The 25,513-nt window shown below is 35.8% G+C and carries 27 protein-coding genes, 1 riboswitch and 1 other annotated feature; of the genes, 6 read left to right on the top strand and 21 right to left on the bottom strand.

Annotated elements, in window-relative coordinates:
* The 6 genes from bioC to ACUXVC_RS20750 all read right to left on the bottom strand — a co-directional run bounded on the left by bioC (window position 1) and on the right by ACUXVC_RS20750 (window position 5,261).
* The gene (bioC, locus tag ACUXVC_RS20725) at window positions 1–810 is read right to left on the bottom strand and encodes a malonyl-ACP O-methyltransferase BioC (protein WP_000608911.1); all 810 of its coding nucleotides are present in this window, start codon (window positions 808–810) and stop codon (window positions 1–3) included.
* The gene (locus ACUXVC_RS20730) at window positions 776–1,516 is read right to left on the bottom strand and encodes an alpha/beta fold hydrolase (protein ID WP_144465047.1); all 741 of its coding nucleotides are present in this window, start codon (window positions 1,514–1,516) and stop codon (window positions 776–778) included. Before ACUXVC_RS20730 ends, bioC begins: the two co-directional genes overlap by 35 nt.
* Entirely contained in the window at window positions 1,513–2,700 is a 1,188-nt protein-coding gene (gene bioF, locus ACUXVC_RS20735; RefSeq protein WP_144465048.1) for an 8-amino-7-oxononanoate synthase, read from the bottom strand. The genes ACUXVC_RS20730 and bioF overlap by 4 nt, the downstream gene beginning before the upstream one ends.
* On the bottom strand, window positions 2,666–3,394 hold the full coding sequence (gene bioD, locus ACUXVC_RS20740; RefSeq protein WP_144465049.1) for a dethiobiotin synthase: 729 nt from the start codon (window positions 3,392–3,394) through the stop codon (window positions 2,666–2,668). Before bioD ends, bioF begins: the two co-directional genes overlap by 35 nt.
* Entirely contained in the window at window positions 3,394–4,827 is a 1,434-nt protein-coding gene (gene bioA / locus ACUXVC_RS20745; RefSeq protein WP_144465050.1) for an adenosylmethionine--8-amino-7-oxononanoate transaminase, read from the bottom strand. Before bioA ends, bioD begins: the two co-directional genes overlap by 1 nt.
* A 77-nt stretch (window positions 4,828–4,904) precedes the next feature.
* Complete coding sequence (locus ACUXVC_RS20750) at window positions 4,905–5,261, bottom strand: hypothetical protein (RefSeq protein ID WP_000726902.1); 357 nt, start codon at window positions 5,259–5,261, stop codon at window positions 4,905–4,907.
* Between the two features lie 142 nt (window positions 5,262–5,403).
* Window positions 5,404–5,624: a binding site (T-box leader), on the top strand.
* 278 nt (window positions 5,625–5,902) lie between these two features.
* Between ACUXVC_RS20750 and nhaC the strand changes: the two genes are divergently transcribed.
* Window positions 5,903–7,276, top strand: a complete 1,374-nt coding sequence (gene nhaC, locus ACUXVC_RS20755; RefSeq protein ID WP_144465051.1) for a Na+/H+ antiporter NhaC — start codon at window positions 5,903–5,905, stop codon at window positions 7,274–7,276.
* 47 nt (window positions 7,277–7,323) lie between these two features.
* Here nhaC and cpdB read toward each other — a convergent pair whose 3' ends face one another.
* A complete protein-coding gene (gene cpdB / locus ACUXVC_RS20760; protein ID WP_144465052.1) occupies window positions 7,324–9,681 on the bottom strand; it encodes a bifunctional 2',3'-cyclic-nucleotide 2'-phosphodiesterase/3'-nucleotidase in 2,358 nt (785 codons plus the stop codon).
* 365 nt (window positions 9,682–10,046) lie between these two features.
* Here cpdB and ACUXVC_RS20765 point away from each other — a divergent pair, with 365 nt between their 5' ends.
* Both ACUXVC_RS20765 and ACUXVC_RS20770 read left to right on the top strand, forming a co-directional pair.
* The gene (locus tag ACUXVC_RS20765; protein ID WP_098976511.1) at window positions 10,047–10,826 is read left to right on the top strand and encodes a GDSL-type esterase/lipase family protein; all 780 of its coding nucleotides are present in this window, start codon (window positions 10,047–10,049) and stop codon (window positions 10,824–10,826) included.
* Window positions 10,827–10,898: 72 nt separating this feature from the next.
* Window positions 10,899–11,345, top strand: a complete 447-nt coding sequence (locus ACUXVC_RS20770; RefSeq protein ID WP_000445819.1) for a MarR family winged helix-turn-helix transcriptional regulator — start codon at window positions 10,899–10,901, stop codon at window positions 11,343–11,345.
* 24 nt (window positions 11,346–11,369) lie between these two features.
* On the opposite strand, the gene ACUXVC_RS20775 is transcribed toward ACUXVC_RS20770, so the two are convergent.
* The 7 genes from ACUXVC_RS20775 to argC form a co-directional block, all read right to left on the bottom strand.
* Window positions 11,370–11,585 carry a hypothetical protein gene (locus tag ACUXVC_RS20775; RefSeq protein WP_000291956.1) on the bottom strand — a complete coding sequence of 72 codons (216 nt, stop codon included), beginning with the start codon at window positions 11,583–11,585 and terminating at the stop codon, window positions 11,370–11,372.
* A gap of 57 nt (window positions 11,586–11,642) precedes the next feature.
* Window positions 11,643–12,203, bottom strand: a complete 561-nt coding sequence (locus ACUXVC_RS20780) for a DUF2062 domain-containing protein (protein WP_002005691.1) — start codon at window positions 12,201–12,203, stop codon at window positions 11,643–11,645.
* Window positions 12,204–12,341: 138 nt separating this feature from the next.
* On the bottom strand, window positions 12,342–13,292 hold the full coding sequence (gene argF / locus ACUXVC_RS20785) for an ornithine carbamoyltransferase (RefSeq protein WP_095690237.1): 951 nt from the start codon (window positions 13,290–13,292) through the stop codon (window positions 12,342–12,344).
* A gap of 12 nt (window positions 13,293–13,304) precedes the next feature.
* A complete protein-coding gene (locus ACUXVC_RS20790) occupies window positions 13,305–14,465 on the bottom strand; it encodes an acetylornithine transaminase (protein WP_095690236.1) in 1,161 nt (386 codons plus the stop codon).
* Window positions 14,462–15,229, bottom strand: coding sequence for an acetylglutamate kinase (argB, locus tag ACUXVC_RS20795; RefSeq protein ID WP_050844494.1), 768 nt, complete (start codon window positions 15,227–15,229; stop codon window positions 14,462–14,464). Before argB ends, ACUXVC_RS20790 begins: the two co-directional genes overlap by 4 nt.
* Before the next feature lie 11 nt (window positions 15,230–15,240).
* The gene (gene argJ, locus ACUXVC_RS20800) at window positions 15,241–16,464 is read right to left on the bottom strand and encodes a bifunctional glutamate N-acetyltransferase/amino-acid acetyltransferase ArgJ (protein ID WP_050844495.1); all 1,224 of its coding nucleotides are present in this window, start codon (window positions 16,462–16,464) and stop codon (window positions 15,241–15,243) included.
* A gap of 10 nt (window positions 16,465–16,474) precedes the next feature.
* Window positions 16,475–17,512: an N-acetyl-gamma-glutamyl-phosphate reductase gene (argC, locus tag ACUXVC_RS20805; RefSeq protein ID WP_050844496.1), complete on the bottom strand. Its 1,038-nt coding sequence runs from the start codon at window positions 17,510–17,512 to the stop codon at window positions 16,475–16,477.
* Between the two features lie 224 nt (window positions 17,513–17,736).
* Between argC and ACUXVC_RS20810 the strand changes: the two genes are divergently transcribed.
* Window positions 17,737–17,925 carry a YqzH family protein gene (locus ACUXVC_RS20810; RefSeq protein WP_001003222.1) on the top strand — a complete coding sequence of 63 codons (189 nt, stop codon included), beginning with the start codon at window positions 17,737–17,739 and terminating at the stop codon, window positions 17,923–17,925.
* 29 nt (window positions 17,926–17,954) lie between these two features.
* On the opposite strand, the gene ACUXVC_RS20815 is transcribed toward ACUXVC_RS20810, so the two are convergent.
* Together ACUXVC_RS20815 and ACUXVC_RS20820 are read right to left on the bottom strand one after the other, a co-directional pair.
* Entirely contained in the window at window positions 17,955–18,749 is a 795-nt protein-coding gene (locus ACUXVC_RS20815; protein WP_000147789.1) for an SDR family NAD(P)-dependent oxidoreductase, read from the bottom strand.
* A 9-nt stretch (window positions 18,750–18,758) separates the two neighbouring features.
* Window positions 18,759–19,712, bottom strand: a complete 954-nt coding sequence (locus tag ACUXVC_RS20820) for an MBL fold metallo-hydrolase (RefSeq protein WP_016080348.1) — start codon at window positions 19,710–19,712, stop codon at window positions 18,759–18,761.
* A gap of 165 nt (window positions 19,713–19,877) precedes the next feature.
* On the opposite strand from ACUXVC_RS20820, the gene proI reads away from it, so the two are divergent.
* Window positions 19,878–20,717: a pyrroline-5-carboxylate reductase ProI gene (gene proI, locus ACUXVC_RS20825; RefSeq protein WP_000027242.1), complete on the top strand. Its 840-nt coding sequence runs from the start codon at window positions 19,878–19,880 to the stop codon at window positions 20,715–20,717.
* 46 nt (window positions 20,718–20,763) lie between these two features.
* On the opposite strand, the gene sdaAA is transcribed toward proI, so the two are convergent.
* From sdaAA to rnz, 4 genes are all read right to left on the bottom strand, one after another.
* Window positions 20,764–21,642, bottom strand: a complete 879-nt coding sequence (sdaAA, locus tag ACUXVC_RS20830) for an L-serine ammonia-lyase, iron-sulfur-dependent, subunit alpha (protein ID WP_000489461.1) — start codon at window positions 21,640–21,642, stop codon at window positions 20,764–20,766.
* A gap of 18 nt (window positions 21,643–21,660) precedes the next feature.
* The gene (sdaAB, locus tag ACUXVC_RS20835) at window positions 21,661–22,320 is read right to left on the bottom strand and encodes an L-serine ammonia-lyase, iron-sulfur-dependent subunit beta (RefSeq protein ID WP_000877449.1); all 660 of its coding nucleotides are present in this window, start codon (window positions 22,318–22,320) and stop codon (window positions 21,661–21,663) included.
* A gap of 47 nt (window positions 22,321–22,367) precedes the next feature.
* The gene (locus ACUXVC_RS20840) at window positions 22,368–22,505 is read right to left on the bottom strand and encodes a hypothetical protein (protein WP_000943432.1); all 138 of its coding nucleotides are present in this window, start codon (window positions 22,503–22,505) and stop codon (window positions 22,368–22,370) included.
* A 485-nt stretch (window positions 22,506–22,990) separates the two neighbouring features.
* Entirely contained in the window at window positions 22,991–23,914 is a 924-nt protein-coding gene (gene rnz, locus ACUXVC_RS20845) for a ribonuclease Z (protein WP_000397454.1), read from the bottom strand.
* Between the two features lie 189 nt (window positions 23,915–24,103).
* Here rnz and ACUXVC_RS20850 point away from each other — a divergent pair, with 189 nt between their 5' ends.
* Entirely contained in the window at window positions 24,104–24,355 is a 252-nt protein-coding gene (locus ACUXVC_RS20850) for a DUF3932 family protein (protein WP_000665709.1), read from the top strand.
* 34 nt (window positions 24,356–24,389) lie between these two features.
* Here ACUXVC_RS20850 and ACUXVC_RS20855 read toward each other — a convergent pair whose 3' ends face one another.
* On the bottom strand, window positions 24,390–24,929 hold the full coding sequence (locus ACUXVC_RS20855; RefSeq protein WP_048563888.1) for a hypothetical protein: 540 nt from the start codon (window positions 24,927–24,929) through the stop codon (window positions 24,390–24,392).
* Between the two features lie 168 nt (window positions 24,930–25,097).
* Window positions 25,098–25,265: riboswitch (M-box (ykoK) riboswitch) on the top strand.
* Window positions 25,266–25,513 lie beyond the last annotated feature (248 nt).

Raw genomic sequence — 25,513 nt, forward strand, 5'->3', positions numbered from 1 at the left:
TCATCTCTTCCCCTCTTTTGTTATATGTATAAATAAAGCATGATACGTTGCCATTATCCCTTCATTTCCCGTGAAGTCTCTTTCGTATATGCGTAGCATCGCACGAAAGAGTGAGGGACTTTGACAATATGATCCTTCATTGCTATTAGTCGCTCCTACTTTTCGAATAGAATGTAGAAATTCCTTAACTTCTGTAAAACTCTCTATGTAACATGTTTCAGAAACATGCACATCCCCTGTTTCTATCTTGCATATATGAAGCAACTGATCTTTCGAATAAAAACGTTGACCAATCGATGTTTCATTTTTTATATTTCTTTCTTCTTTCGCACGTTGGAACGAAGCATGCAATTCTTGAAATGTTTCATGTCCAAACGTTGAAAAGAGTAATATCCCATCTATAGACAAATGTTGAAATAAATTTCTTAACACTTGTTGTAAATTATTTAACCATTGAAATGTAGCATTTGAAATAATGACATCATATGATTCTTCTAATCGTAATCGCTCAATATCTTCACAGTGAAACGTTACATTTTTTACATTTTGTCTAGTTTGCGCAATTGCAATCATACTTTCAGCAAAATCAACTGCTGTAATATGTGCTTTCGGAAATAACTTTGATAATTGCTCTGTTACATACCCCGTCCCGCACCCCAGTTCTAAAATACGTATTGATGCCGTTTCACTATATCGTTCCTTTAAGATTGAAAGTAATGAATGTGCCATCTTTTTTTGTACATTTGCATATCGATCGTAAGATACGGCTGCCCCATTAAACCGTTTTTGTAGTAACGTTTTGTTGATCATGTCGTATCCCCTCTACAAATTGAATTATCTCATTTGCGCAATATTCAAAATTCGTTACACATAACGCATGCCCTGCATCACTTACTACTTTCAGCTCGCTGCTGCTATTCTCCGTCATACTACGTGCCGCAGACAATGGGCATATTACATCCTGTTCTCCGTGAATAAATAGTATAGGTACTTTAATTTCTTTTAGTTCTTCTCTCATATCTGTTTCTATTAAATAATCCAAACCTAGTTGTAAAGACTGAATAGAATCACCTTTAAAACGGTCTACAATGTCTTCAAAGTTTTTATTCTCTTTTAACTCATCTTTCGTAAACATATTTTCATAAAACCGCTTGAGCGTATCTTCTTTCCTTCTCGCCAAATTCCTTTTCAGCCGTTCTACATGCAAAGCATTCCATCCGTTACTGTAATCGCTCGTATTTGTAAATTTAGCAGTACCACCAATTAATACGATGCCTTTTGCCTTAATCTTTTTATAAGCTTCAACTGCTGCTAACGCTCCTAGTGACCAACCAACTAAAATTACGTTGTCGTTATGCGCTACATCTATAATTCGTTCCACAAATTCACTTCGTTCGTTCACATTACGCCAATCTATGCATTGAACAGGATATCCTTTAAAATACGGAATTACTAAATCCCAAATATTCTCTTCCATTCCCCATCCGGGGATAAAAATAATCTTTAGCTCGTTCATACGAAAATCTCCTCTTCTTTCGCAATGTGAATAATTCGGTCAATAGCCCATTTTAAATCAGCTATTGTATGTTGCGATGTAACTGCAAAGCGAATTCGAGAACTATGAACCGGCACAGTTGGCGGACGAATTGCAATAGCCGCAATCCCTGCCTCTTGCAACCTTTTACTAAATCGTAAAGCATGTTCATTTGAACTGACTACAATCGGTACAATATGAGTTGAACTATTCCCAATATCAAAACCAGCATCCCTTAATTTAGTTCTGAAGTATTCTCCGTTTGCTATAAGGTTCTCTCTTCTTTCGTTATCTTCTTTTACAATTTCAATTGCTTTTTGCACTGCTCCTAACGTACTTGGTGGTAAAGCTGTAGTAAAAATAAAGCTTCTCATCATATTTTGTAAATACTCTATATAAATTTCATCACCTGTCAAATACGCACCATAACACCCTAAAGCCTTGCTAAACGTCCCCATATGTATATCAATTTTTTGAGCAAGATTTTTTTCTATATGAGATAACCCAGCTCCGCCGATTCCATATATTCCACTCGCATGTGCTTCATCGACTATAATGATTGCCCCGTATTTCTCTTTCAGCTGTACTAAATCTCTCAAATAAGCAGTATCACCATCCATACTAAAAACGGTATCAGTTACGATTAATTTCCGCTTTTCAGGTGACGCTGTTTTCAACAGCTTCTCTAAATGATCCAAATCATTATGACGATACCTTTTATGCTCTGCCCCGCTTAATATGATTCCATCAACAATACTTGCGTGATTTAACTTATCACTAAAAACAATATCGTGCCGAGAGGCTAAAGAAGATATGGCACCTATATTTGCCGTATACCCACTATTTACAATTAAAGCTCTTTCAGTACCTTTCCAGTCACATATGCTTCTCTCAACCTCTTCATATAATGGATGATTTCCTACAACGAGACGAGAGGCAGTCGCTCCAGTTCCACATCTTTTTGTACAGGCAATAGCAGCTTCTTTTAACCTTTCATCTCCAGCTAACCCTAAATAATTATTTGACGCTAAATTTAACATCCTTTTTTTATCTCGAATAAGCCAAGTCTCTTCTGCCTTCTCTGTTACATATAAATTTCGATACTGCCCTTGCTCATGTAATTGTTGTAATTTAGATTGAAGGTGCGCCCGCCACGTTTGATTCATTTTGGATAAACTCCTCTAATTTTGAAATCATAATATGTTCTTTTGCAGATTCTAATACTTCTTCTTTCGTAAACTCACCTTCAAAGAATGGTAATAATCCTAAAACTGGTACCCCGCTCAGCTCTTCAATCATCTCTTTATTTTCTTGCACTCTTTCCATTTCACATTCTTTGCAACCTGATAAAATGACACCCGCTACGGTTAAGCCATGCGCCTTTGCGTAAGCAATCGTTAACACTGTATGATTTACTGTTCCTAATGTAGGACGAGCTACTACAATAAGAGGCAACTGTAATTCTTTTGCAAAATCAATTACTAAAGCATCTTCTGTATATGGAACAGCAAGCCCACCTGCTCCTTCTACAAATAAGCTATTAAACTCTTTTAATAGTTCATTATAGTAATCAATAATTTCTTTTAACTTTACTACTCTTCCAGCTCTTTTCATGGCAAGTCTCGGAGCAAGTGGTTCTTCAATAGAATAAGGGCAAATTTCATTTTCTGGTGTCGGTACACCTGATAATGCTTTTAACCTTGCCGCATCTCCCTCAGGATTTGATGCAACATGCCCACTTTGCAACGGTTTATACACCCCTACGTTATATCCTAATTCTCTAAATACACCTGCTATAGCACCTGCAACTACTGTTTTTCCAACTTCAGTATCAGTTGCTGTTATGAAAAAACCACTCATTATTCTCCCTCCGTAACATCCGAGATTGCCTTATATAAAATGCGTAACATATCATCAATCTCTTCAAAAGTAGAAGCAAGTGGCGGCATAAATACAATCGTGTTACCTAGCGGTCGTAAAATCATACCCAGCTCTCTTGAGCGTTTACATACTTGAACACCGACTCTCTCTGTCCAGTCAAACGCTTCTTTCGTTTCCTTATTCTTCACAAGCTCAATACCAACCATTAATCCGCACTGACGAATATCACCTACATGTTTATAAGCAAAGAGCTTTTCTAATTGCGCTGCCACATAATCCGTTTTATGTGCCACTTCTTCTATTAAATTTGTTTTTTCATATAGTTCTAGATTCGCGATTGCTACGGCACACCCTAACGGATTACCTGTGTAGCTATGTCCATGGAAAAATGTTTTTTGTTCTTCATATTCTCCTAAGAAGGCATTATATATTTCATCTGTCGTTACCGTAACTGCAATTGGTAAATATCCACCTGTTAAACCTTTCCCAGCAGTTAAAATGTCTGGCGTCACATTTTCATGTTCACACGCAAACATTTTCCCTGTACGCCCAAATCCAGTCGCTACCTCATCTGTAATAAATAATACATTGTACTTTGTACATAAATCGCGCAGTCCTTTTAAATATCCTTTTGGCATTGTAATCATTCCGCCAGCACCTTGCATTAATGGCTCTACAATGATGGCAGCTACTTCTTCATGCTTTTCTTTCAACAATTCTTCCATTTCTTCTAAATGGCTTTTTACAATTTCCTCCTTATTATTTCCGTAAGGAGAACGATATGTATATGGATACGGCATTTTAATCGCATCAAATAAGAGCGAACTATACACTTGGTGAAACAAGTCTATTGCCCCTACTGAAACAGCTCCAATTGTATCACCGTGATATGCTTCTTTTAATGTAACAAATCTTTGTTTCTTTGGTTTCCCTTTATGCTGCCAATATTGGAAAGCCATCTTAATTGCAATTTCAACAGCGGTAGAACCTGAATCAGAATAGAATACCTTCTTCAATCCATCTGGTACAACCTCAATAATTTTTTCTGCTAATAAAATAGATGGAACGTTAGCAAGTCCTAACATAGTAGAATGAGCAATTTTATTTAATTGCTCACGAATTGCTTCATCTAATTCCGGTACTTGATGTCCGTGAACATTTAACCATATAGATGAAACACCATCCCAATATTCATTACCATTTACATCGTATAGTTTTCTTCCCTCTCCACGTTCAATAATGACAGGATCTTCTTCTAAATAATCTTTCATTTGTGTAAATGGGTGCCATACGTAAGCTTTATTTTTCTCTGCTAATTCTTCATATGTATAAGATGATTTTTCAATCGTTCTACTATTTATTGTCACAACTGTCACTCCTAATGTTAACTTGTTTATAAATATAGTTAACATTAAATCCGAATGACTGTCAATTATTTTAAAATCAAATAGTTCTTAAAAAAGAACAACTTATCATACGATAAGTTGTTCTACTTTCCATGCTGTATCTTTCCAATTTCTAAAATAATTTCTTCATCTTTTTTCCCCTCTGTATCAATTCCAAGTTGCTTAGCGTGCTCAATTAATAAATCATGACGCTTCTCAAACCTAGCGGTATTTACTTCTTTCGTAACCTCTTCTTTTGTTTTCCCCTCAGTAGAAACTCCTAGTTTTTCTGCTGCTTTTTCCATTGATTTCTTCTCTTCTATTTCTTTTACTTTCTTCACTTCTGACTGTTGTATTTGCTTTTGTTTCAACTGCTCTGATTCAGCCGCAAAAGCTGTGTAAATTCCAGCACTTCCTCCAATAACTAATAAAGTGGTAAAAAGAATTATTTTTTTCTTCACTCTTTCCTCCCCCTTTCAAATTCATTATAACGTACATTTTTACAGCGTTAAAAACAATTCTCCTTTATTTCCCTAAAAAATATTTAATATTTTTATTGACATGTAAGATGAAAATATGATAAAAATTTAACTAACATCATATGAATCGGCGTTGATAGGATTTAGTAGTATTTCGATTTCTGATTTCAGAGAGCTGGTGGTCGGTGCGAACCAGTACAGAGCGAATTATGAATTACCCCCTGGAGCTTCTTTTACGAAACGTGAGGAGTAGTGAAAGACGGTTATAGACCGTTATGTCTAAAGAGTGGTGAAACGACACTGTTTCACAATTTAGGGTGGTACCGCGAATTTTTCGTCCCTGCATATATTGCAGGGGCGTTTTTTATTTTATAAGCGCATATCATATGACCCTTTATTTTGTGATACATTCATTTCACAAGCTAGGGTGGTACCGCGATTTCTTCGTCCCTGCATAATTATATGCAGGGACGTTTTTTTATCCAATCATTTCCGTATCATATAGAAGGACTAACAATTACCGGTAATTTGTCGCAAAATTCTAAATTTTAGAAGGAAATATACAATATTGGCGAATTTTATATAAAAAAGAGCTATTTTACATTACTTAGGAGGGGAAAACAATGGTTTCAAAAATTGAGTCTGTTCTTTTAACAACTTTTATCTTTTTCTGTATTGGTTTTAGTGTTATTCAATTAGAAGTTTCACCACACATCCCAATTTTATTTGGTATCGTTCTTTTATTAGCATTTGGATCCCTGAAGAGAATCTCTTGGTCTACTATGGAGAAAGGGATGATCAGTAGTATTTCAGCTGGTATTCCATCTATATTTATTTTCTTACTTGTAGGCGTATTAATTAGCGTTTGGATCGCAGCTGGAACTATTCCAACTTTAATGGTATACGGCTTCCAACTTGTATCTCCAAAAATTTTCGTTCCAACTGTTTTTGTTGTTTGTGCAATTGTTGGAACTAGTATCGGTAGTGCATTTACAACTGCTGCAACTGTAGGACTTGCCTTTATGGGAATGGGTACTGCCCTTGGATACGATCCAGCTCTTATTGCTGGTGCAATTATTTCTGGTGCATTCTTCGGAGATAAAATGTCTCCTTTATCTGATACAACAAACTTAGCGCCTGCTGTAACGGGTGTAGATTTATTTGAACATATTCGTAACATGCTTTGGACAACAGTGCCAGCTTTCATTATTGCATTTATCGCATTTTTCATTTTAGGAAGCGGATCTGGTGGAAACGTTGATTTCTCAGCATTTATTAACACATTAGAAAAAAATGCAACGATTTCTATCGTTACACTGATTCCTATTTTATTACTGTTCCTATTCGCATTTAAAAAGGTACCCGCAGTTCCAACATTACTTGCAGGAATTGTGGTAGGGATTATTATTCTCTTTATTTTTAAACCTAGCACTTCTTTAGCTGATTTAATAAAAATTATGCAAGACGGTTACGTTTCTAAAACTGGTATCAAAGACATTGACAGCTTATTATCTCGCGGTGGCCTGCAAAGTATGATGATGTCAATTGCTCTTATTTTCCTAGCTCTTTGTATGGGAGGATTATTACAAGGAATGGGTATTATAGCGCAGCTGATGAATATTATCTCTAGCTTCGTAAAAAATAGCACACGCTTAATTATTTCTACTGCTTCAACTGCAATTGGTGTAAACTTCTTACTTGGTGAGCAGTACTTATCCATCGTTTTAACAGGACAAGCATTTGCTAATAAATACGATGAAGTCGGTTTAGAACGTCGTAATTTATCACGAGTATTAGAAGATGCTGGTACAGTAATTAATCCACTCGTACCATGGGGTGTCAGTGGCGTATTCTTAACAAACGTTCTTAGCGTTCCAACATTCGATTACTTGCCATACGCAATCTTCTGTTTAGCGTGTCCAGTCGTAACCATTATCGTCGGCTTTACTGGATTCGGTCTTTCATGGAAAAAAGAAAAAGCAGTACCAGTTTCATAATATATAAAAAGGATTACCAAATCGGTAATCCTTTTTATATTTCTCGACTATCTATTCGCTTTCTTTCTTCTAAATAACATAAGTAATCCCGCTCCAACAAACGCAAGACCAGCTCCAATTGTAGAAGCAATACTTGCACCTGTTTTCGGTAAATCACGTTCATCTTTTTCAGCTTCTTTATTTTCACTTACAGTTGTTGTTGTTTCTTTTGTATTTTGATCATCTGTTGTAGTTTGTCCAGATCCGATATTATTTCCATCTTGCTTTGGTTCATTACCATTATTACCTTCTTCTGTTGGTGGTGTTGGGTTTTCTCCATTACCTGTTGGCGGTGTCGTCGGATTTTCTCCACCACCTGTTGGCGGTGTCGTTGGATTTCCTTCACCACCTGTTGGCGGTGTCGTTGGATTTCCTTCACCAGTTTCTTTATCATCATTCTTCTTCGTTATATCAATTGCATATTTAGCAAATTCATTTTCAGATGGTCCAACATATGAAACCTTTCCATCTTTCTTTATATACTTTTGTGCATTTGGTGAAGAATCAAATGTTGTATTTAATTTATCTGCAACAATCGGTTTAAATGTCCAATTTTGATCAGCTGCTGGATCAATATCTTTTATTTTTTGCATATACTTCACAATGATTTGACGTGTTTCATCTTGTGATTGGTATACAACTTCCCCTTTACTTACACCTGGGAACGTTTGGCTACTTCCACGATAGTTATTTGTAGCGACGATGAACTCTTGCTTGTCAGCTACTGGCTTACCTTCATATGTCATATTTACAATACGATTAGCATTTGCATTTACAACTTTTCCATCTTTATCGTATTTCGCCGGTTGTGTTACATCAATTTCGTATTTTAAGCCATCTAAAATATCGAAGTTATATGTAGGATAGCCTATATTTACTAACGGCTGTTCTTCTGTTTTCTTTGGATCAATTTGATTAAACTGACCTGCAGACATTTCAAGCCATTCTTTCACTTGTGCCCCATTTACTTTTACAGCATATAACGTATTTGGATACACGTATAAATCTGCAACGTTTTTAATTGCTAACGTTCCAGCTGGAATATCCGTATAATATGTAGCACCGTTTCGGCCACCTGCTTTAAATGGTGCGCCTGCAGATAAAACCGGAATATCTTTAATCTCTTCGTACTCTGGTTTTTTAAGTTCTTGTTCTACATACCATTTTTGCGCATTTGTCACAATTTGTACGGAAGGATCATCTTGTACTAATGAAAAATAACTATTAATTGGTGCTTTCGTTTTACCTACAGGTGTATTTACATAGTCGATTGTCGCTTGATGCTCATCTTTAATTTCATTAACTAATTTTTGATCAGATTCTACTAATGGGGTACCTTTACTATTAGCAATCGGGCGAAGTTGTGGCTTAGATTGATCTTTTTGTACTTCCCATTTTCCGTTTACCTTTTTCAATTGCATATCAATAATACCTAAGTTACTTCCAAAGACACCAGGCATTACAACTGGAACACCATTAAATACATCCTTCACTTCAGTATGTGAATGTCCCATTAATACTGCATCTACGCCAGGAACTTCTGTCGCTAAATAAAACGATGAATTTTCCATTCCTTCGTTGTATCCACTCTTATCAACACCTGAATGCGCTAGTGCAACTATAATATCCGCACCTTGCGCCTTCATTTCCGGAACTAATTTTTTCGCTGTTTGCACAATATCTTTTGCCTTTACTTTTCCTTCTAAATTCGCTTTATCCCAATTCATAATTTGTGGTGGAACAAATCCCATTACACCAATTTTCACTATTTGTTTTTGGCCTGCTTCATCCACTACTTCTTTCTCTAAAATATGATATGGTCTATCAAAGTAATGCTCGTCATTCTCATCATTACCATCATGGTCATCTCTGTAGACATTCGAGTTAATAACCGGAATTTTTGTTTTACTAGTCACTTCCTTTAAATAATCTAAACCATAGTTAAATTCATGATTCCCAAGAGAGATGACGTCATACTTCATTAAATTCATTACACGATATAATGGATGTGTATAACTAGGATCCACACGATTCTTCGGATCTTTTATTTTATTCGCTACGTAATCCCCAAGCGGTGTCCCTTGTAATGCATCCCCATCATCAAATAGGACAGAGTTTTTCACTTCTTCACGTGCTTTATTAACGAGTGTTGCCGTTTGTACAAGACCTACTTTATTATCTGTTTTCGTTTGATAATAATCGTAATTCATTAAGTTAACGTGAATATCTGATGTTTCTAGAATTCGTAAGTTAACTGTACTCTCCCCAGTGTTCTCATCTGCATGAGCTGTTGCTGGCATTACTTGCGGTGCCATTACACCAATCGCAAGAGTTGCTCCAGCTAGCATTTTTTTTGACTTTTTCACAAAAAATCCCCCTTATACAATTACCAGAAATAATGAAATGAATCCCTATCTGTCTCTAACCACATACCTTTTTTCTTCTATTAGAGACACAATTTTCATTTCACCCTGCGCTAACGAGTAGTCCCCTTAAACGCTCGATTGATGAAGACTAACAATTAATAGGAAATAAAGCTCCCACTAATTAAAATTTCACCTTATCTGACATTATCATATATAAAGTTCTTTCCTATCGTCAATATTTTTTGACAAACTTCAACAAATTTTCTGTAAAGTTATTATAAACTTTTCATAAACATATAATATGCCCTTACATTGCTAATACTGCTGAATATGATAAAATTACCAATTACAAGGAGGATGAATTTATGAAAAAAGTCATCTTAACAATTGTTTGTCTCCTCCTTCTGATCATTTCTTATTCTTATTTTGAAAAGAACGACGAGACAAAACAAAATGAACCCGAAGAAAAAACAGAAAAAACATCTACTCCAAGTTGGATTGATAAGCAAACAAACGATTCCTTTTATCATCTCGTACTAGGTGATTCGCTCGCCAAAGGATATGGATCAACACAAGGTGGATTTGCTGAATTAGCCTCTAAACAAATAGAAGCACAAATTCATAAACCAATTACTGTAGAAAACCTTGGGATAAACGGTATTACAACAGATCGTCTCGCTAAAAAAGTTCAATCAGAAGATGTAAAGCAAAAAATTAGAGCAGCAAATATCATTACAATTAATATTGGGGGAAATAATTTATTTCGCTTAAATCGTGATGTCGGTGTTATAGACGGTATTAAAATGTTAAATAAAGAAAAAGCTCATTTTGAAGCGGATGTAAAAAATATTGTAAAGACAGTCCGAGATCAAAATCCGGATGCTTTACTCATTCTTTCTGAACTCTATAACCCGTTACAACTCGATGACTCCATCGCAAGTTATGCAGATATGTTTTTAGACGGCTGGAATGAATCCGTTTATTCCATTGCAAAAGTGAATCAACCATCTATCGTTTTGCCAATTCGTAAATTAATATCGAATGATAAAAAAGAATTGCTCTTTGACCAAGTACACCCAAATGATAAAGGCTATACGATTATTGCCGATTCATTTACAAAAAAAGTATTGGCCTACAAATATTAAAATTCCCATGAAACAATTCTATTTTTATAACATGTCTTTTTTGTTACAATGAGAGTGGAAGGGGGCCTTTATATGGAATCACGCGAGTGGGAACGTATTGTTGATCATCTTCTTTCGCTAGTGCCTCTTTTTTATCGCAAATTTATGCTTCCTGGAGAATTTTCTTCTCAAAGACATATGCCGCCATCACATACACAAGTATTACTGCTTTTGCATGAAAACGGCACATTAGCAGTTTCCGAAATCGGCAAGCGGCTAGCGATTTCACGGCCTAACATGACACCTCTATTAAACAAACTTATTCAAGAAGAACTAATAGAGCGTCATTATAGCGAAAAAGATCGACGGGTCATTTTAATTTCTCTAACAGCTGAAGGGAAATTATTAGTAAATCAGTATCAGCAATTCATTTTAGACAAACTAAAAGAAAATTTCCAAACATTATCTGAGGAAGAGCGCGAAAAGCTCATTCATTCTCTTCAAACCATTCAAAATTTAATTTTGAAAACAAACGTATAAAGCTGCTTCTAAATAGAAGCAGCTTTATGATTCGTAATAATTACCATAGTACACATTGGAATATGGCCATGTTGTTAAATATGGTTTTTTTTCCTGTGTAGGCTGTTGTTGTGGTAATTGTGGTATTTGTGATAATTGCTGTAATTGTTGTTGCCGATATAATTCGTATTGTCTACTCGTATCATAAACCGGATAATAATTTACATATGGATATACTTGAGGTACGTAATAATAATACATTATCCTCTCCTCCTTTTTCTTAAACATATTCAAAGGAGAAAATGAATGTGACATTGTTTATAATTGTACAAGTGGTTCTCTCACTCGTTTCTTCCTTTTCTTCAAGCGTAACTTACGGTTCTTTTCGTATAAATAATGCACAACGAAATATGAAATGAGACCAAACACAACTCCTAAAATCGTCATTCCAATTAATACATACACTTCACTTTGTAATAAGCTCTTTAATATCGTAAAAATGTGACTTGAAAACAAGTCCGATATCGTAAATGGTTCATGATGAATTTTCTGTACATGAAATGGATAAATCATTTTTCCTAGCGCATACGCAAGCGGAAATAAAAATACTGGGAGAAACGATATTTTCCCAATAATATTGCCAATAACTGCCGCAGGAAAAGATCCCTTTGCTAACCTGACGATTGGATAAAATATTACATATACGAGCGATGCCGTATAAATGACTAACATTTCTAAGCCGAATCCTATAGCAAACCCTAACGATACTTTCTTTGCGCCTTCTGGCGATCGAAGCAACTTATAATATTGAAACTTTAATATTCTCCACATCCGCTGAAAAAACGAATATGTTTTCTTAGTTGTTTTCACCCTCATCATCTCTTTAACTATATTTTTATATGTAGTATGTCCTTACACACTCTGAAAAACAAATTTAGTTTTCTCTTTTATTATAAATGATATCGAAATGGTTAACCAAATATACATCCGACATTTTAATATAAAAAAACCTCCCTTTTAGGAAGGCTCTTCTACATTTTTAAATAAACTCACTAATAACGCTTTTTGAGCATGCAATCGATTACCAGCTTGCTCAAATACGATAGACTGTGGTCCATCTATAATTTCGCCTGCTACTTCTTCTTCACGATGGGCAGGTAAACAGTGTAAGAAACGATATGTTTGTTTCGCATGCTTAACAAGTTCATTATTGATTTGGTAAGGTTGAAATAAAGTATATTTCTCTTCTTCTCCCTCTTGCCCCATGCTCATCCAAACGTCAGTATAAATGAAATCTGCTTCATTCACCGCTAATTCAGGATCATGCAAAACTTCAATTTCAGCTCCTGTTTCCTTGGCAATCGCTAACGCTTTTTTTACAATCTCTTCATTCGGTTCATATCCTACAGGCGTTGCAACAGTCATATGCATTCCGACTTTTGCACTCGCTAGCAACAATGAATGACATACATTATTTCCGTCACCTACGTAAGCTAATTTTATTCCTTTAAATGTATTTGTTTCTTCATATATCGTCATGAGGTCTGCCAATGCTTGACAAGGATGATGATCATCCGTTAAACCGTTAATAACAGGAATACTCGATTCTTTTGCAAGCTCTTCTACATCCGCGTGTGAGAATGTACGTATCATGATCCCGTCAATATACTGCGATAATACTTTCGCAGTATCTGAAACGGTTTCTCCTCTTCCCATTTGCATCTCTTTCCCACTTAAAAACATACCATGTCCCCCGAGTTGTACCATTCCCGCTTCAAAAGATACACGAGTACGAGTTGAATGCTTATCAAAAATAAGCCCTAATATTTTGCCTTGTAATAAAGGCTCTTGCTTATTCTTTTTTAAATATATAGCGAACTCAATTAAAGAAATAATTTCTTCTTTCGTTAATTCTTCTAGTGTTAAAAGATCTTTCGTATTTAATTTCGGTACTTGTACAGTTGACATGAAACTTCCCCCTTATATGATTGATACGTTTTTTGTACAAACTACTTTTTTTATTATATATACTGCCTGTTCTAACTCTTCATTCGTGACAATGAGTGGCGGTAATAGTCTTATAACATTAGGGCCTGCTTGTAATACGAGAAGTCCTTCGTTTTCTAGTTGTTCTATAAAACTTGCAACTTCATGCTTACACTCAATCCCAATCATAAGCCCCTTACCACGTATATTTTGAATACATTCGACATGCTGTAATTCCTCTTGCAACTTCTCTAATACGTACTCGCCTTTTTCTTGTACTTCTTTTAAAAACGATGGTTTTTTACTCACTTGCAATACTTCTTTCGCTGCAGCCATCGCGATGTAATTCCCGCCAAAAGTTGAACCGTGTGATCCTGCAGTAAACGACGTTCCGAGCTCTTTCCCGCCAATCATCGCTCCGACAGGAATCCCATTCCCAAGTGCCTTTGCAACGGTAACGATATCAGGCTCTATTCCCACTTGTTCATAAGCGAATAGTGTTCCAGTTCTTCCTATCCCCGTTTGTACTTCGTCTATAATAAATAAGGAACCGAACTTATTACATAATGTTTCAATCTCTTTCAAAAAAGATAGATCAGCAGGTATTACTCCTCCCTCTCCTTGAACAACTTCTACCATTACCGCCGCAACTTCTTCATTCATTACTTCCTCTAATGCTTTAATATCGTTAAAAGGGATATGTAAAAAAGATGGAAGTAATGGACCAAATCCTTCTTTCACCTTATCTTGGCCCGTTGCACTCATCGTTCCAAATGTTCTACCGTGAAAAGACTGCTGGCATGTTACGACGAGAGATTTTCCAGTATGCTTACGTGCTAACTTTAAAGCCGCTTCATTTGCCTCTGCCCCACTATTACAGAAAAACACATAATCTAATGCTCTATTTTCTGTTAATAATGACGCAACTTCTTCTTGTAAGCTGTTTGTAAACAGGTTAGATATATGCCATATATCATCAAGTTGCTCTTGTACACCTTTGAGAACAGTAGGGTGACAATGTCCTAAATTACATACGCCAATTCCTGCTGTAAAATCTAAATATTGCTTACCTTTATTATCAATAACTTTCGTTCCAGTTCCCTTTACAAACTCAATAGTTCTTCTGCCATACGTTTGAAAAAGATGACTCGTCATGCAATACTCACACCTTTCGTTACCGTCGTTCCAATAAACTCTCCCGTAACCTCAGTAAAATCTTTTGTACCATTCACAATACTTATCTTTTGCACTCCCATTTTTAATGATGCTAGTGCCGCCTGTACTTTCGGAATCATCCCACCTGTAATAACACCTGTTTCTATAAAAGTTGCAATTTCAGATTCATCCGTTTCCTTTACCAAATTCCCTTCATGTAATATTCCATCTACATCCGTAATAAAAATAAGCTCTTTTGCCCCTAACGCGGCCGCAATCCCAGCTGCAGCATTGTCCGCATTTATGTTATAAATTTCATTACCATTTACCCCGATTGGAGCAATAACAGGAATATACCCCATATTTATTAATCCTTTTAATAAGGCTGTTTCTACATAACTTACTTCTCCCACATATCCTATCTCCTCGCTGACAGGTTGAACTTGAAGTAAATTACCGTCACACCCCGAACAACCTACAGCAAGTAAATTATGCTTTTGTAAATTCATTACGAGTTTTTTATTCGTACTTCCGCATAGCACCATTTGAACAACATCCATAACTTCTTTTGGTGTTACGCGTAATCCATCTCTTTTTTCTACGTTGATGTTACAATCTTTTAATTTGGCATCAATTTCTGGCCCACCACCATGAACAATCACTACTTTATACTTCTGTTGCAATTTCTTTATACAATCAAAAAACACAGCATTTAATTGATTCAACATACTACCGCCGCATTTCACTACAATATAATCGCTCATCTTCTCTCTCCTTATGTACGATAACAAGCATTTATTTTCACATATTCATAGCTTAAGTCACAGCCCCAAGCTGATCCTGTCTCTTCACCTAAGTGTAAGTACACATTAATGACTATTTCATCTTCTTGTAATCTCTCTTTCATTTCTTCTTCAGAAAATATTTGAGGCTCACTATTTTTTAATACCGATATAGATTGAAGAGTAATGTCAATTGTGTTCGGATTAATAGCTACTTCACTTTGTCCAATACTGCTAATAATTCGCCCCCAGTTTGGGTCTTCACCATGTATTGCTGTTTTCACAAGACTCGAACCGACTATTTGCTTTGCAATTTTTTTTGCCTCTTCATTCGTTTGAGCTCCTAGCACATTTACTTCTATTAACTTCTTAGCTCCTTCACCATCTTGCGCAATTTTTTTCGCTAAATCTTCACATACCTTCTGTAAAGCACATACGAAAGTTTCCCAATCTGTATGTTCCATATTTATCGGTCTTGTTTCTGATAATCCACTTGCCATAACGATGACCATATCATTCGTAGAAGTATCTCCATCTACCGTAATTTGATTAAATGTATGATTCGTAATTTGGGATAACACTGTTTGCAATACGTCATGCTCTATATGAGCATCTGTCGTAATAAAACTAAGCATCGTTGCCATATTCGGATGAATCATCCCTGAACCTTTTGCAACACCCGCAATCGCCACTTTCTTCCCATCAATAATCATTTCATAGCAAGTTTCTTTCGTTATAAGATCCGTCGTTAAAATTGCTTCAGAAAAACAATATGCTTCACTTTCTTCCTTCGTTGGTATAAGAGTTGCAACTCCCTTTCGGATTATATCCATCGGCAGTGGAACACCAATTACACCTGTTGAAGCTACTGCAACGTAATTTTCTTTCATCCCAAAATGTTCCGCCCCTAATGCGCGCATCTCGTATGCGTCTTGTAATCCTTTCATTCCAGTACAAGCATTTGCATTTCCACTATTAACGATAATTGCTTGTAACTTCCCTTCTGCCGTTATACTATCCTTCGTTACTTGCAAAGGAGCTGCTTGTATTTGATTCGTTGTATACACAGCGGCACATGATGCTGGTACATCACAAACGATGGCACCTAAATCCTTTTTCTCCTTTTTTAAACCATTTGCAGTACCAATTGCCGAAAAGCCTTTCGGCGTTACAATTGAACCATTTTCTAATTTTGTAATAGACGCTACTTTAATCATCATGTCCCCCTTATAGATAAAGCGGCATATGTTGTAAACCTGTTGTCTCTTCTAGTCCCGCTATTATGTTTGCATTTTGAATCGCTTGCCCAGCCGCGCCTTTCATCATATTGTCTATAACAGAAACGACCGTAACTCTTTCAGCTCTTTCATCGTAAGCTATGCCAATATCACAATAATTTGAGCCTCTCACTTCTTTTGGACTTGGAAATTTCCCTTGCGTACAAATTCGGATGAAAGGCGATTGTTCATACGTTTCTTCATACAATTTTTGAAGTTGCTTTATTTCCATCTTTTGTTTTACTTTTGCATAAAGTGTAATCATGATTCCTCGTGATATCGGTATTAAATGTGTGCTAAATGTAATTGGCTGTGATTCACTATTCCATTCTGTAAGCATTTGCTCAATCTCTGGAACGTGCTGATGCTCATTCACTTTATAAATGTGCAAGTTATCATATAGCTCAGGAAAATGAGTCATTGTTGTTGGTGTTTTACCTGCTCCTGATACCCCTGATTTCGCATCAATAATAATCGAATCTTCTTCAATCATGCCGCTACGTACTAACGGCGCTATCGCTAGCAATGTGGCTGTAGCAAAACATCCTGGGTTTGCAATTAAATTTGCCTTTTGAATCCCAGTCCTTTTCCATTCACTTAACCCATACACTGCTTTTCTAAGAATTTCTTCTTTCGCTGCTGGCCTTTTATACCACAGTTCATATGACGAAGGATCTATCATACGAAAGTCTCCAGATAGGTCAATTACTTTTAAACCTTCTGCTAATAACTTGGGAGTTAACTCCGCCGATACTCCTGCTGGGGTTGCTAGAAATACGAATTCTGCTTCTTTTCCTATCGTCTCCACATCAATTTCTTGTAACGTATGAAAAAGGACATTTCGAAGATGCGGATATACATTTGTTATACACTCACCAACTTGTGAAAAAGAATGGAGAGATGCTATCGAAAAATATGGATGTTGTTCTAATAAACGAATTAACTCAATGCCCCCATATCCAGTGGCTCCAATAATTGCGACTTTCATAAGTTCCTCCTCATATCGATTCTTTAAATTAAGTATGATTATAATATTGTATATTTATAGAGTCAATTAAATATTTATAAATTTTTAAATCTAAAAAAACTTAATTTTATTAGAAAAATAATATACTCAACCGAATTTTTATACAAAAATAGTGCATAGTAGTTTTTTTATTTCACTTCAAGTACAATAAAACAATACATACGTACATACAGGCGGGGAAAAATATGAACGAAAAATTAATTGAGAAAATGATTATAAAAAGTTTTCAACAATATCAATGCAGTCCAATATCAAAAGAAGATCAGGAAATGCTAGTGAAACATATTCAAACGGTGACTCATTCAAATATTGAAATTGATTTATACGAGGAAATTGAGGATATTGTTTATGATTATGTAACTGGAAAACAATAAAAAATAGGAGATTTCCATATGGAAATCTCCTATTTTTTACTTAATGATTTACCTGCTACACGTTCAAATAAACCTGGGAATAAAGCATAAAGTTTCGGGCCAATTCCCATCCACTTCGGTAAGTTTACTTCACGTTTTTTCGTGTGCATCGACTTTACGATTTGTTCTGCTACGTATGTTGGTTTTAACATGTAACGTCCCATATTCTTTACATATGTACCAGATTGATCCGCTATTTCAAAAAAGTTTGTATCTATCGGACCTGGATTAATTGCTGTAACATAAATATCTGTATTGGCTAATTCCATGCGTAAACTATTCGTAAATCCTAATACGGCATGTTTCGTTGCTGCATAAGCACTCGATTTCGGAGTTGCAATTTTTCCAGCAAGTGAAGCAATATTAATAATATGTCCTTCATTCTTGTTTACCATATAAGGTAGTACCGCTTTCGTACATGCTACTAATCCAAATACATTTACTTGGAACATATCTTTTACTTCACCCATTGACGCATCTTCAAACGTTTTAAAAATACCAAATCCCGCATTGTTTACTAATATATCAATACGTCCCACTTCTTGTAATACCTTTGAAAAAACAGACTGTACTTCCATCTCATCACTTACATCTAATACATAATAATAGCAAGGCGTATTATAAGTTTCTTTAATTTTGTCTACTAACGCTTGTAGTTTCTCTTCTGTTCGAGCCATTAATACTGGAGTCGCTCCCTGTGCTGCAACTTGCATTGCAACTTGCTCACCAATCCCACTAGAAGCACCTGTAATGACGATTACTTTATTTTGTAAACGTCCTGTCATTGCTGTCACCTACTTTGCATAATAAATCAATTGTTGCGATGACTCATCAATCATCACTTGTTGATTATATGCTAAATAGTCCAATTGTCCAACCGTTTCTGAAATAGTAAGTGGTAATTGTTCTTTATATAATACCGGAAATAGTTTTACACATACTTCAAATGCTGTCATTGGTTTTTCCTTTAATAACTCAAGTACTTTAAAAGCACGTGTTTCTTGCTTTTGTAATCTCGTTTCAATAAGTTGTTTCACATTTAGAACGTCTTCCCCATGCCCTGATAAAATGCGTGAAATATTCATTTCGCTTAAACGCTGTAATGTTTGATTATATTGTAGTAATGGGCGTGCCCGTTCTGTTTGCCCTTCATATGGTGGTTCTAGTATTGGATTCGAAGAAATATGACTAATGAGAGCATCTCCACCAATTAATATTCCATCAGATTCTCTATATAAAGAAATATGAGTAGAAGCATGACCTGGTGTTTCAAGCACTGTAAATCCAGGCAAAGAATTAATACGATCTCCTTCTCTCACAGTATGCGTTAACGATCTATTACAAGAATATTTAAGTGTCCTCGTCGTCAATAACGACTCGTCTTTCAAAAATGCTACTGGCACACCAAACTGTAAGGCCGTCTCTCTAAAAAATTCATGATACCGCTTTAAAAACTCTGGATTTTGTGTGATCCAAGGCTCATTCCAAGGATGTCCAATAATATTCGTCTTCTCAGAAAATATATTTAAAAGTCCACAATGATCTGCATGATGATGCGTAATGACTACTGTTTCAATATCTTCTATCGTATGTCCTAATGCACCTAATTGACTTTCTAACGCATTTCTTGCCTCTTCTGTATTCGTCCCTGTATCAATTAATGTTAATGTCTCCCCCTCAACTAAAAACACATTCACAGTTTCCACTGCAAATGGTACAGGAATCTCCATTCGGTGAATCGCCGTCATGCTTAGCCCCCCTGTCTCTTTCCGGTTCAAAAATGAATACTTCTTCAGTTTACAACTTCTATATATATTTGTCATTATTTTCAGATAAAAAGAGGTGTTTCCTATAAAAAAACGAATGTATGTACATTTATAAGAATTTCTAACCAAAATTAAAGGAGGAACATCATGTCTATTCAAAACATTTCCTTTCTCGGTGCAGGCTCTATTGCTGAAGCTATTATTGGTGGCTTGTTACATGCAAATGTTGTTAAATGTGAACAAATTACTGTAAGTAATCGTTCTAACGAGACAAGATTACAAGAGCTACATAAAAAATACGGTGTCAAAGGTACTCATAATAAAAAAGAATTACTTACTGATGCAAATATTCTTTTTCTAGCAATGAAACCAAAGGATGTTGCAGAGGCGCTTATCCCTTTTAAAGAATACATAAATAATAACGTGCTTATTATTTCATTACTAGCAGGTGTTTCTACTCACTCAATTAGAAAACTACTTCAAAAAGACGTTCCAATTATTCGTGCAATGCCAAATACATCCGCAGCCATTTTAAAATCAGCTACCGCTATCTCCCCTTCGAAACATGCAACAGCGGAACATATTCGCACTGCAACATCTTTATTTGAAACGATTGGTCTCGTCTCTGTTGTAGAGGAAGAAGATATGCATGCTGTCACTGCATTATCCGGAAGTGGACCTGCTTATATTTATTACGTAGTGGAAGCTATGGAAGAAGCTGCAAAAAAAATTGGTTTAAAAGAAGATGTTGCAAAATCACTTATTCTTCAAACGATGATTGGTGCTGCTGAAATGCTAAAAGCAAGTGACAAACACCCTTCTATTTTGCGAAAGGAAATTACTTCTCCTGGCGGAACTACCGAAGCAGGTATTGAAGTATTACAAGAACATAAATTTCAACAAGCACTTATTTCTTGTATTACACAGGCAACGGAACGATCACATAATCTTGGAAAAACATTAGAACAACTAACAAAAGAAAAATAAAAAAAGGAGCTCAAGTTTATTTGAGCTCCTTTTTCTATAATTACACTTAGTTATTGTTCTTCCCAAAAATCTCTTCTTGCAGGCGACGACCAGTCGGCGTTGCTGCAAGTCCACCTTCCGCTGTTTCACGAAGTGCTACTGGCATCGTTTGTCCGATTCTAAACATTGCCTCAATTACTTCATCACATGGAATTGTACTCGTTACACCAGCTAATGCTAAATCTGCTGAAATCATCGCATTTGCAGCTCCTGCTGCATTACGTTTTACACAAGGTACTTCTACAAGTCCTGCAACAGGATCACACACTAAACCAAGCATGTTCTTTAATGAAATTGCCATCGCTGTAGCTGCTTGATCTTGTGTTCCACCAGCCATCTCAACTGCAGCTGCAGCCGCCATTCCACTTGCTGAACCAACTTCAGCTTGGCATCCTCCTGCAGCACCAGAAATACAAGCGTTATTCGCAACAACCATACCGAAAGCTCCTGCTGTAAATAAGAATTCAATCATTTCTTCACGTGTAGGCTGCAATTTTTCTCTTAGCGCAAATAGTACACCTGGCACTGTTCCAGCAGACCCTGCTGTTGGTGTTGCACAAATAATTCCCATCGCTGCGTTTACTTCATTTGTTGCAACAGCTTTGCTTACTGCATCCAAAATCGTATCTCCAGATAAGCCTTTTCCACTCTTCATATACGCTTGAACTTTTACAGCATCTCCACCAGTTAAACCAGTTGGTGATTTCACGCCGCGAATACCACGTTCTACTGCTTGTTCCATCACGACTAAGTTCTTTTCCATACCAGCAATTACTTCTTCACGTGAAATACTTCTTGTTTCCATTTCACATTGAATCATAATTTCTGCGATTTTTACATTTTGTTCTTTAGCTTGCGCCACTAGTTCCGCTGCGTTCCGAAACATGGTGTGTCCCCCCTGCAATTAATCCATAATAGTTACTTGACAAATATTTTGTTGCGCTTTTATTTCTTCAATCACTTCATCTGCTAATAATTCATCTGTTTCAATAACCATAAGCGCTCTTCTTCCTTTTTCTTTACGAGAAACACTCATTGTACTAATGTTAATCTCGTTTGTAGCAAGGATTGAAGCTACTGCTGCAATAGCACCAAAGCGATCGTTATTTACAATAAGTAGTGCTGGACTTGTGCCTGATAATTGAAGATCGAATCCGTTTAATTCTACAACTTCAATTTTACCGCCACCAATTGAGCAAGCAACAACTTCAATTTCTTCTTCACCTTTATACAAACGAATTTTCGCTGTATTTGGGTGAGGTGCATTGGCATCTTCTTCAATGAATTCCACTTCAATTCCGCGCTCTTTTGCTATTTCTAGCGCCTCTGGAATACGTAAGTCATCTGTTTCAAATCCTAATATTCCACCGATTAGTGCTACATCCGTACCATGCCCTCGATACGTCTTTGCAAATGATCCATATAACGAAATGCTTACTCTTTCTGGTTCATGACGAAACAGCTGGCGAGCAACTTGCCCCATTCTTGCCGCGCCTGCTGTATGTGAACTTGATGGTCCAATCATAACTGGACCGATAATATCAAATACTGAGCGATACTTCATCATAACTCCCCCTAAACCTCTATGCAAAAATTTATTCTACTATTCTATTAACCTGCTACATCTGTCGCTTTTCCAGTTGTACCACGAATTTGTTCTGCTGTATGAATTGGATAATTTTTAAATAAAAGTAATCCAATATAACCTGAAATAATACCAGTTATAATAATACATAAGAATCTTAGCATTATTTTCATTAAAAAATGATATAAGATAATCCACAATAAAGTCTGGTAGCAATCCAAAGTTTAACACAGAAGTCATTGCAAGGATAGCATAAACAAGCGATATCTTTCCTATTATAATTCTCATGTTACTCTCTCATGGTTTAGTCAACTTCACTTGTTACGATAATAACTAAAAAGCATGTGACTTATCATAAATTATAATCTGCCCTCATTATAGCTTGTTTTTTATAAAACGCTTACTTTTGTTGAATTTTAAAAGTTCTGAATAAAAGTCCATTCCTGCTATTTGTATCACTTGTATGTCATCTGACTTATATAACAGTTTTTCTAAATAATCATTATTTCGTATTTTTATCGTATATATTCAAACCATTCTAATTTTCTGTATCATCCAAGTATAAGTATAAAATAATAACAGTTTTATTTTTAAATTTTTTTAGACATAAAAAAATGGTAACCCACTGTTACCATTTTTTACAAAATTATTATTTTTCTACTGGGAATGATTTCAAATCTGTCGCTATTTCTGTATTAGAAAACAACTCTCTTGCCTCTTTCAATAATTCCTTATATGTATCTCCTTGATAGCGAGAACTAATGTGAGTTAAGATTAATCGCTTCGCATTTGCCTGAAGTGCAATGCTCGCAGCTTGCTTAGATGTGGAATGAAAATAATCATGCGCTTGTTGCTCATCTTCTGCCGCGAAAGTCGCTTCATGGACAAGTACATCTGCATCTTGCGCAAGCTCCCTACTCGCTTCGCAATATCGCGTATCACCTAAGATAGTAATAATTCTTCCTTTTTGAGGTGGGCCGATAAACTCATTTCCATTTAATATCGTGCCATCCTCTAATTCAACTACTTCTCCATCCTTTAAACGTTTAAAGATTGGACCTGGTTTCACACCCATCTCAAGCAACTTATCAACTAAAAGAGCACCTTGTATATCTTTCTCTACAATACGATATCCAAAACATTCTATACCGTGTGACAATCTTTTCGTTTCTACATAAAATTCATTATCTTCAAATACGGTACCTTCTTCTGTTATCTCCACAACTTCAAGTGGATATTTCACATGTGTCGTACTTACCGATAATGCCACTTCAATAAATTGTTTAATTCCTTTCGGTCCATACACCGTTAAAGGCGTAGTTCCTCCTTGAAATGAACGGCTACCTAATAAACCAGGCAATCCAAAAATATGATCGCCATGTAAATGCGTAATAAATATTTTTTCAATGCGGCGCGGACGTACAGATGTATGTAATATTTGATGTTGCGTGGCCTCGCCACAATCAAATAACCAAGTTTGTCCTCGTTCTTCTAACAATTGTAAAGCAATTGCTGAAACGTTCCTTCCTTTTGAAGGAACACCTGCACCAGTTCCTAAAAATACAAATTCCACTTTCTTTCCTCCAGCTCTAAATATACTCTATCTCTCATCTTACGGAATGTTATTTCAAATGGCAAATTGAATTTACATAACCAATCATCTAGACAACTATATAACACGAACGTTATACTTAAAAAATTTAGCAATCGTTCGTGTTTTGTGTTAAAATGATTATACTACATTTTAAGGGAGCGTTTTATTATGAAAGAAGTATTTCGTTTACAAACTGATTTTTCATCTTCATTTGATCGCTGGGTAAGTTCTTTCGTGTCTGATCACCCAGCACAATTAGAATGGACAACTTTAAAGGAATTAATCCATGAATATACAACATCACATACAAATGATACGTTACCAGCATATATTTCTTCAGCTTTAACATATTACGCCCAACGCGTTTCAACTACAAACAGTTCAGAGATTGTTATTTTTGAAAACCCTACAATCTCGTAATCTATAATAAAAAAGCACTGGTTACAGTGCTTTTTTATTTATACTTATTTAGCAAATGATTATATTCCGTCCAAAAGTCTGTATACATACTTTGATCAAACTCATCTAAAATTATCTTTTCACTTGATTTATTGAATAATTCTTTTGCTTGTAGCGCAAAAGAAACAATTTGTTTTCTATATTCATTTTCATTTACTTCTATATGAAGCCCTTCATAGTATATAGCCTTTTGATCAGTAGAAATAACCTTGACAAAATCCTTTAAAACCACATTTTCACCTATATGGTTTATAGTCCAATGAATTAAAATTGGGCATCCTAACATGAGCATAGTGCCACATCCGTGCAAAATAAGCCCCTCTTCATTTTCAATATCACAAATATATTCTTTATCTAAAGTTCGTAACAGAGCTAAAGCTGATTCACTTATTCCCCATTCCTCATCCATACCTGTTTGTGTAATAATCGTTCCATCCACATTTAAATAAATTTCCCCGTGAGAACATAAATCTTCCTGCTCATTAAACAACCACTTTTGATTCTCAATATTTATAATAAAATTTTGTGGTACCATTACAAATTCCCCTTTTATAAAAATATTTATTTTCCACATTATTTATAATTAATATCATGCATTTCATCCCATATATCTATTATAAATCCATTTAATATTTTAAAAACACAGATAAAAAAGATATTGACACTACGATTTTACAGTGCTAACATTCAACATGTAATTGAATATGGTCTCTGTTAGGTGAGGCTCCTGTATAGAGAAACGCTGCTGCCCAAAAATGTCGAGAGACGCCAATGGGTCAACAGGAAAGGTCGGAATGAAGGCCTTTTTTAACGTAGCTGGTTTCAGTACCTATGCTATACAGTGCTAAAACTCAACGAGGGAGAGGTGCATGTATTTTGTCATACACAAAAACTGTTTTTATTTATGTCTACTAGCAGTCTTTGTTGTGGACTCTTTTAACTGCGAATTCAGACCTTTACTCGTTTTGAGTAAAGGTCTTTTTACGTCTATATGCACCTTACTATGAAACAAACATAGCATATTCAGAAACTACTAAATTGTACGGAGGTGAGGAACAGTTGGCAATTGATGATTCGGCCCAGATACCCATACGTTTTACATTCATATTTCATCATGTA

Source organism: Bacillus sp. N6 (assembly GCF_052805735.1).